We start from the raw sequence: 8,157 nt of genomic DNA, 5'->3' as shown, positions 1-8,157 counted from the left end.
GAGCCCGACTCCTCGCTCGCCTCGATCAGGACGACACACCGCGCGTGCGACCCGTGCGCCGCGTGGAGAGCCTCCATCGCGGTCAGGCTGGCGAAGGCCGCATAGCCGTCGTCGGCGCCGCCGCGGCCGTAGAGGCGATCACCCTCGAGCACGGGCGTCCACGGACCCAGCCCCTCGCGCCACCCTTCCATCTCAGGCTGCTTGTCGAGGTGGCCGTAGAGCAACACGGTGTCGTCGGTACCCGATCCAGCGGACGGATCGGTCGCAGGAATCTCCATCAGGATCATCGGCGTCCGGCCCGGGAGTTCGTGGACCTCGACGACGAGACCCGGGATCGGGCGGGCGCGACACCAGCCCTCGATCAGGTCGACCGCGCGTTGCATGTGGCCGTGCTCGCGCCAGTCGGCGTCGAAATCGGGTGACACGTTCGGAATCGCGATGTACTCGTGGAGGACGGGGATGATCCCGGTCCACACGTCTGCGCACCGATCGTGCAGTGCGGTGTCGTCGATGGTCACCCGTGTCACGGTACCGCTCGCCGACTCAGGTGAGGAGAAGGCGTTCGATTCGGCGAGCTGCGACCATGAGGCCGAGGATCGACAGCCCGATCAACACCGCCAGATGCCCGACGATCGACCCGTCCCAGACGCCGAGGTTCGCTGCGCGCACCAGTTCGACGCCGTGGTACAGCGGGCTGAACACGACCACCCAGCTCCAACTCCCGTACTGCGACAGCGGGTAGAAGGTCGTGGAGAACAGGAACAGCGGCAACGTGATCGCCGGAACGTACTCGAAGTCCTCCCACGACCGCATGAACGTCGTCAGCGCCATGCCGAGCGACGCGAACGCGAAGCCGATCAGCATCGCCGCCGGGATGGCCAGCACGGTCCACGCCGACTCGACCATGCCGAGCACCGCCATCGTGACCGCGAACGCAACCGCGTAGATCCCGCTGCGCGCCACCGCTCCCCCGATCTCACCGAGCGCGACGTCACCCGCCGACATCGGCGTCGCGAGCACGGCGTCGTAGAGCTTCGAGTGTTTGATCTTGTAGAAGACATTGGCCGTGCACTCGAACACGGCGCCGTTCATCGCGGCAGCCGCCATCAGCCCCGGCGCCACGAAATCGGCATACGGCACGGTCTTCCCGCCGGTTTCGACGTCGCCGACGAGCGCCGCGAGCCCGACCTGGATCGACAGGAGGTAGAACAGCGGTTCGATGAAGCCGCTCACGAGGACGAGCCAACCGCGCTTGTAGACGTAGAGGCTGCGCTCGATCATCCGCTGCGGACGACGGATGTCGAAGAAGACCGTCGGGATGATCCGCAGGGGGAGCGATCTGGAAGCCGGGACGGGCGAGGCGCTCACGGCCGCAACCGCCGATCGAAGGTGATCGTCGCCGCAATGCTCCCAGCCGTGACGAAACCGAGCAGGACGAGCAGGTGGACCAGTCCGGCCATCGGTTCCAGACCTCCCAGCACGAGCCCGCGACACAGCTCGATCCCGTGCCAGATCGGGGTGAGGCGAGCGACGAATTCGAGCCACGGGGGCAGTTGGTCGATCGGATAGAACGCCCCTCCGAACAGGAACATCGGAACGACCCCGAAGCGCAACAGCGCCGAGAACGAGTTGTCGGTGTGGCGCGTGGCGACCCAGGCCGCGAAGGGCATCGCGAACGCCAGCCCGGTGAGCACACCCACCGGAATCGCGGGAAGGAGTCCCCACGACCGCGTTTCGGTGAAGCAGGCGAGCACGAGTGCCACGCCTGCACTCGACACCAGCCCGCGCAGTCCGTAGTAGAGGCCTTTTCCGAGCGCGACGTCACGCGATGTCAACGGCGTCGAGATCATCGCCTGGTGCGCCTCCGACCAGGTGAAGCCGTCCATCGTCGGCCAGAGCGACTCCTGGCCGAGCACGAACATCGACGTGGTGGCGATCAGCGCGGTCGCGTAGAACGCGAAGTACGACACCCCGCCGAGGGCGTCCGGGCCCGCCGGCCCGCCATCGACCAGTTCGCCGATCCCGAGACCCACACCGAGCAGATACATCACCGGCTGCACCACGGATCCGAAGACCGCCGTCCGCCACACGAAACGGAAGTAGGTCCAGTCGCGGAAGTACACGCGAGCGGGCCCCCACGAGCTGATGGTGCCGCTCACTCGATCAATGTCCGGCCGGTCAACTTGAGGAAGACGTCCTCGAGGCTGCTGCGACGCACCAACGCGCTCTCGGGGATGACCTCGCGTCGATGGAGTTCGGACAGTGCCGCGTCTCCGTCGTCGTCGTAGATCAACAGCCGGTCGGGAAGCACTTCGATCCGGCTGCCGACACCCTCGAGGGCGGGGAGTTGTGCCGCGTTGCGTCCGTACCCGAAGCGGACCTCGAGCACCTCGCGGCGGATGTGTTCGGCGATCAATCCCTGTGGTGATCCTTCCGCGACGATCACTCCGCCGTCCATCACGACCAGCCGATCGCAGAGTTGTTCGGCCTCGTCCATGAAGTGGGTGGTGATCACCTGCGTGGCCCCGCGCTCCTTCAACTGGTACAGCCGGTCCCACAGCACGTGGCGCGCCTGGGGATCGAGGCCCGTCGTCGGTTCGTCGAGGAGCAGCACATCGGGGTCGTTGATCAGCGAGCGGGCGATGCTCACCCTGCGCTTCTGCCCGCCCGACAGCGAGTCGACCTTGCTGTCCCGCTTGTCCTCGAGCTGGACGAAGTCGATCAGTTCGTCGGCTTTCGACCGGCACTCGGAGCGGGCGATGTCGAAGTACCGACCGTAGATCAGCAGGTTCTCCTGGACCGTGAGCTCGGTGTCGAGTTGGTCGAGCTGCGGCACGACGCCCATCCGACCGCGGATCGCTCGCCCGGCGGTCGCCGGGTCGAGGCCGAAGATCCTCAGATCACCGCCGGTCACCGGCGACACGCAGCCGATCATCCGCATCGTCGACGTCTTCCCGGCACCGTTCGGTCCGAGGAACCCGAAGGCCTCACCGGGAGCGATCTCGACATCGATGCCGTTGACCGCCGTGAAGTCGCCGAATCGTTTCACGAGCGAGCGCGCGACGATCACCGAGCTGGAATTCATGCTCGGAGTGTCACACATCGGGCCGCAATCGCATCGGTTCGATTCGGATCACTACGGTGTGGAGACACTTCGAACCTGGGGGAACTTCGTGACCGAAAATGCGGGAATCGATCCGACGGCGAGGCGCGTGCTCCTCGCGACCGACGGGTCTCATCATGCGAACGCCGCGTTGGCGGCAGGACTCCGTCTGGTGTCACCCGCGCCCGGCTCGGTACTGATCACCGTGGTCCCCACGCTCGATCCGTCGATCGTCGTGGGCTCCGGACATGCGGGCCCGGTGATGTCGTTCGCCGACGAACAACAGCTGCTCGACGAGCGCGACCACGATGCTCGACTGGCGCTCGACGAGGCGGCCGAATCGCTCGGGCTCGCGGCGATCGAGCGGGAGATCCTCGGTGGCGACCCGGGCGCAGTGATCTGCGAACGCGCGGCCGAAGGCAGGATCGACGTGATCGTGATCGGCACCAGCGGTGTCGGCGGCTTCAAACGGGCACTGCTCGGTTCGGTCTCGGACCACGTCGTGCGCCACGCGCCGTGCCCCGTCATCACCTCGAATCCCGACTGATCCATCAACCGCGTGTCGCTGTTCGGCAGCGATCGAAAGGAGTGGTACGTGAGCAAGCGGACGGCATCGTGGATCGCAGCGCTCGCGCTCGCCGTCGCCGCATGCTCGTCGAGCGATGCTGACGAGGCAACCGAGCAACAGCTCGCCCAGGAGTTGGTCGACTCCACCAGAGCTGCGGGCATCCAGCCCGAGCTCACCGCCGAGATCGCTGCCGCGCTGTACGGAACCGATGCGTCCAGTGTGTGCGACGCGTTCGACGGCGGTCTGACGACGTCCGCGGCGAGTCGCCTACTCGGCAACCCGGGCCACGGGCGCCGAAACAACGTCACCGAGACCGCCGTCGCCTACGCAGGGCTCGTCATCAGGACGTACTGCCCTGATCTGCTCCCCGACTTCGCACATGCCATCGAGGACGTGGATCCGGTGGACGTGACCAGATGAGCGACAGCAGGGCCGAGATCCCACCCGGCGCCGGCGGCAGTCTGCGCTCGGTCGCCACCATCGCGTGGCCGGCGCTCGCCATGTTGATGGTGGCAAGCGTCGGCAGCATCGCTCAGTTGTCGGACTCCGCGAGCTTCGGACTCGGTGCCGTCACCGTGTACCTCCTCCCGGCCTTGCTGTTCCTCGTCCCGGTCGGCCTCGTGTCGGCTGAGTTGGCCACCAGCCACCGTGGCGGCATCTTCGTCTGGGTTCGTGAGGCGTTCGGCGATCGCACCGGCTTCCAGGCGACGTGGTTCGTGTTCATGAACAGCGTGACGTTGTATCCATCGTTGCTCTCGTTCGGTGCGGCCGCGCTCGCCGCCGCTCTGGGACGTCCCGATCTCGCTGCGAACGGCGCATACATGGGCACGGTCGTGATCGTCGTGTTCTGGTTGGCGACGTGGATCGTCAGCCGCGGCATGAAGTCGTCGACGGGCATCTCCAACCTCGGCCTGGGTCTCGGCACCATCGTCCCGGCGCTGTCGCTCATCTTCATGATGTTCGCCTGGCTCGTCGACGACAAGGGATCACAGATCAGCTACGACGGTCCGTCGAGTCTGGCGCCGCCCGTCAGCGGACTGTCGAGCATCGCACTCGTCGTCGGCACCTTCGTCGCTTTCGCCGGTCTCGAACTGAACGCCGTCCACATCGCGAAGATGAAGGGCCCGCCGCGGAACTACCTCAAGGGCGTCATGCTGGCTGCCGCCACCGTCTTCGTGATGTATCTGCTCGGATCGTTGGCCATCTCGGTGGTCGTCCCGGACGCGACGCTCGAGCTGACCTCGGGCGCGTCGCAGGCGTTCGCCGTGTACGCCGACGGGTTCGGCATCCCGGCGCTGTCGAAGGTGTTGTCCGGTCTGCTCGTGTTCGGTGCGCTGGCCGCTTCGATCGCCTGGATCGGCGGGCCGAGTCGCAGCATGTGGATGGTGGGACGTGCGGGATACCTGCCCCGATCACTCCAGAAGACGAACTCGAACGACATCCAGATCTCGCTGCTCCTGCTCCAGGGAGCGGTCGTGACCGTGCTCTCGTTCGTCTTCGTCGTGCTTCCCAACACGTCCGCTGCGTTCGCGCTCCTCCAGGACGTGTCGATCAGCCTCTACATGCTGATGTACGTCTGCATGTTCGCCGCAGCGATCAAACTGCGCCGATCACAGCCCGACGTCGCCCGACCGATCCGGATCATCGGACTCCCGGTCATCGCGGTGGTCGGCATGCTGGCAGCCGTCGCCGCCATCGTCCTCGGCCTCACACCACCGGCGGGATACAGCAGCCTCTCGCCAGGCGCGTATGCGGGCATCGTCGCGACCGGCGTCGTCATCCTGGCGATCCCGCCACAGATCATCCACCGTTTCCGACGGCCCGACTGGAAGACCGACGGCGAACCGATCGCCGATCTCGACGGCGACGCCTGACGCGCGGACCACAACGACGGCAGACCTCCGGGAGTGCACTCATTCCGCCTTACTCGGACGAGGCGCACATCCCCGACCGACGAGTCCGAGGAAGACGGAATGGCCTCGTCCCCGAGACTCCGGTGCCCGACTCGCGCCGTGTTCGCGGAACCGCGACTCAGATTCCGTCGGCGGCTGCTGCCGCGTCGTCGTCCTCGACGAGTTCGGCGCCCGCGGCCACACGCTCACGCAGCGTCGCGAAGATCGGCGGTGGATCGCTCCACGGGTCGGCGAGCGTCCCGGACTCGGCATCGCGGATCGCCGACCACACGCGTTGCGGCGTGCAGGGAAGATCGATGTGACGGATCCCGAGATGGGAGACGGCATCGATCACGGCGTTCTGGACCGCGGGGGTGGAGCCGATCGTCGCCGCCTCGCCGATCCCCTTCGCTCCGAGCGGATTGAGCGGCGTCGGCGTCTCGGTCGAGACCACCTCGAACATCGGCAGTTCGGCCGCGGTCGGGATTCCGTAGTCGGCCATGTTGGAGGTGATCGGATTGCCGTCCTCGTCGAACGCGACGTCCTCCCACAGCGCCTGTCCGATGCCTGCCGCCACCCCTCCGTGCTGCTGGCCCTCGACGAGCAGCGGGTTGAGCACGGTTCCGCAATCGTCGACCGCGATGTGGCGCAGAAGCGTGACGTACCCGGTGTCGCGATCGACCTCGACGACGGCGATGTGCGCACCGAACGGGAACGTCGCACCATCCTGCACGAAGTCGAAATCGCCGTGGAGTTCGTCGCCCGCTTCCTCGGCACCGGCGGCGACCTCGCCCCAGGTGAGCGCCTGCGCGGGGACGCCGGCGACACCGATCGTGCCCGCCAGGGTGTCGACCACGATGTCGGCCTCGTCGGCTTCGAGCATGCGCGCTGCGACCGACTTGGCACGTTCGACCATCACCTCCGTCGCACCGCGTACCGCCGAACCACCGAGTTGGAGCGAACGCGACCCGCCGGTCCCGCCGCCGGTCCGCACCGCGTCCGTGTCACCGTCGACGAGCGCGATCCGATCGACCGGGATCCCCGTCTGGTCGGACACGAGCATCGCGAAGGCGGTCTGGTGGCCCTGTCCGTGGTTCTGCGTCCCGGCGTGGACGGTGGCCGATCCGTCGGGGTGGACGTCGACGGCACCGAACTCGGTCGGCCCGCCACCGGCGGTGATCTCCACGTACGAGGCCACTCCGATCCCGAGCAGCGAACGATCGTCCGCAGCTCGACGCTCGACCTGCTCGGCGCGGAGCGTTTCGTAGCCGACCACCTCGGCGGCTCGATCGAGGGGCACCGCGTACCGGCCCGAGTCGTACGTGTTGCCGGTCAAGGTCGTGAACGGGAACACGTCGTCGCCCAACAGATTCCGCTTGCGCAGCTCGATCGGGTCGATGCCGAGTTCGAGCGCCGCCTGATCGACGGCCCGCTCGAGCATCGCGGTCGCCTCGGGACGACCCGCTCCCCGATAGGCGCCCATCGACGTCGTGTTGGTGACGGCGACGGCGATGTCGCATTGGATCGCGTCGAATGCGTAGGTTCCCTGGGCCATCCGGCGAGTGCCGCCGGGAAGGTAGGCGCCGACCGTCGGGTAGGAACCGCCGTCACCCAGCAGGTGGACGCGCAGGCCGGTGAACGTCCCGTCGGGCCGGCACCCGAGTTCGACGTGTTGGACCTGTCCGCGGCTGTGCGGCAACGCAACCATGTCCTCGCTCCGCGTCGGCATCCACTGGACCGGTCGGCCCGTTCGGATCGCGCACGCGCCGACGACGGTGTACTCCGAGTGCAGACCGGCCTTGCCGCCGAATCCCCCGCCGACCTGTGGCGTGACGACGCGCACGTTCTTTGTCTCGAGTCCGAGCGCCGAACAGAACTGCGTGTGCACCAGGTGCGGCATCTGGTTGGACACCCACAACGTGACACGGCCGGTGCCGGAGTCGACCTCGGCTGCGGCGCAGTCGGGCTCCATCGGCACCACGGCCATCCGCTGGTTCACATAGGTCCCACGCATCACGTGCTCGTCGGCGCCGAACACGACGGGTTCATCCGCGACGTGGACGCTGGCCTCGTTCGAGCCGTGGCTCTCGAAGATGTCGGGAGCGCCCTCGGCGAAGGCGTCGAGCGGGGTCACCAACGCCTCGAGCGGTTCGATGTCGGCCCACACGGTCTGCGCCGCATCGACGCCCTGCGCGAACGTTTCGGCGAGGATGACCGCAATCGGCTCGCCGACGAACCGGACACGGTCGACCGCGAGGGGAGCGCGTTTGAAGTCGGGGTGAACGGGAGCGAAACCGTGGTGCGGAGCGACTCCGAGTTCGGCTGCGGTGAGCACCTCGACCACCCCCGGCATGGCGCGTGCCTCGTCGACGTGGACGTCGCCGAGCACACCGTGCGCGATCTCGGAGCGGACGAAGACCGCGTGCAGTCGGTCGACCAGTGGGAGGTCCGCCAGATAGCGACGGGCACCGCGCAGCAGCGCTGGGTCCTCCGTGCGCTGGACGCGGGTGCCGAGGATCGACCCGCGAATGGGAGTGGAATCCGACGGTGCAGCATTGGTGGTCGACATCGCCTCCGAACCTACATGTGAACCC

Annotated in this window: 8 protein-coding genes; 3 read left to right on the top strand and 5 right to left on the bottom strand. The window is 67.3% G+C overall.

Translation table 11 applies throughout. The features are described 5' to 3' along the window. From WBV89_RS11795 to WBV89_RS11780, 4 genes are all read right to left on the bottom strand, one after another. The coding region (locus WBV89_RS11795; RefSeq protein WP_423981548.1) for a M20/M25/M40 family metallo-hydrolase at positions 1-512 on the bottom strand (512 nt) is incomplete at its 3' end. A gap of 31 nt (positions 513-543) precedes the next feature. After that, positions 544-1,368, bottom strand: a complete 825-nt coding sequence (locus WBV89_RS11790) for an ABC transporter permease (RefSeq protein ID WP_423981547.1) — start codon at positions 1,366-1,368, stop codon at positions 544-546. Further along, positions 1,365-2,159, bottom strand: coding sequence for an ABC transporter permease (locus WBV89_RS11785; protein ID WP_423981546.1), 795 nt, complete (start codon positions 2,157-2,159; stop codon positions 1,365-1,367). The genes WBV89_RS11790 and WBV89_RS11785 overlap by 4 nt, the downstream gene beginning before the upstream one ends. Continuing rightward, entirely contained in the window at positions 2,156-3,085 is a 930-nt protein-coding gene (locus WBV89_RS11780; protein WP_423981545.1) for an ABC transporter ATP-binding protein, read from the bottom strand. Before WBV89_RS11780 ends, WBV89_RS11785 begins: the two co-directional genes overlap by 4 nt. 88 nt (positions 3,086-3,173) lie before the next feature. On the opposite strand from WBV89_RS11780, the gene WBV89_RS11775 reads away from it, so the two are divergent. Genes WBV89_RS11775 through WBV89_RS11765 form a run of 3 tightly spaced genes read left to right on the top strand, consistent with a single transcriptional unit; the run spans position 3,174 to position 5,545 of the window. Further along, positions 3,174-3,650 carry a universal stress protein gene (locus tag WBV89_RS11775; protein WP_423981544.1) on the top strand — a complete coding sequence of 159 codons (477 nt, stop codon included), beginning with the start codon at positions 3,174-3,176 and terminating at the stop codon, positions 3,648-3,650. Positions 3,651-3,698: 48 nt separating this feature from the next. After that, a complete protein-coding gene (locus WBV89_RS11770; RefSeq protein ID WP_423981543.1) occupies positions 3,699-4,091 on the top strand; it encodes a hypothetical protein in 393 nt (130 codons plus the stop codon). After that, the gene (locus WBV89_RS11765) at positions 4,088-5,545 is read left to right on the top strand and encodes an APC family permease (protein ID WP_423981542.1); all 1,458 of its coding nucleotides are present in this window, start codon (positions 4,088-4,090) and stop codon (positions 5,543-5,545) included. Before WBV89_RS11770 ends, WBV89_RS11765 begins: the two co-directional genes overlap by 4 nt. A gap of 157 nt (positions 5,546-5,702) precedes the next feature. Here the strand turns inward: WBV89_RS11765 and WBV89_RS11760 are convergent, their stop codons facing one another. After that, positions 5,703-8,132, bottom strand: a complete 2,430-nt coding sequence (locus WBV89_RS11760; RefSeq protein WP_423981541.1) for a xanthine dehydrogenase family protein molybdopterin-binding subunit — start codon at positions 8,130-8,132, stop codon at positions 5,703-5,705. Positions 8,133-8,157: the final 25 nt, after the last annotated feature.

The organism is Ilumatobacter sp., from assembly GCF_049588435.1.
GTDB lineage: Bacteria > Actinomycetota > Acidimicrobiia > Acidimicrobiales > Ilumatobacteraceae > Ilumatobacter_A.
Note: the sequence above shows the minus strand (reverse complement) of the source record. Positions and strands in the feature narration are given on the sequence as shown.

What these genes read in the sequence shown, in the direction of transcription:
- WBV89_RS11765 (WP_423981542.1), top strand. Translation starts at nt 4,088, where the DNA reads ATGAGCGACAGCAGGGCCGAGATCCCACCCGGCGCCGGCGGCAGTCTG.
- WBV89_RS11780 (WP_423981545.1), bottom strand. Translation starts at nt 3,085, where the DNA reads ATGAATTCCAGCTCGGTGATCGTCGCGCGCTCGCTCGTGAAACGATTC.
- WBV89_RS11760 (WP_423981541.1), bottom strand. Translation starts at nt 8,132, where the DNA reads ATGTCGACCACCAATGCTGCACCGTCGGATTCCACTCCCATTCGCGGG.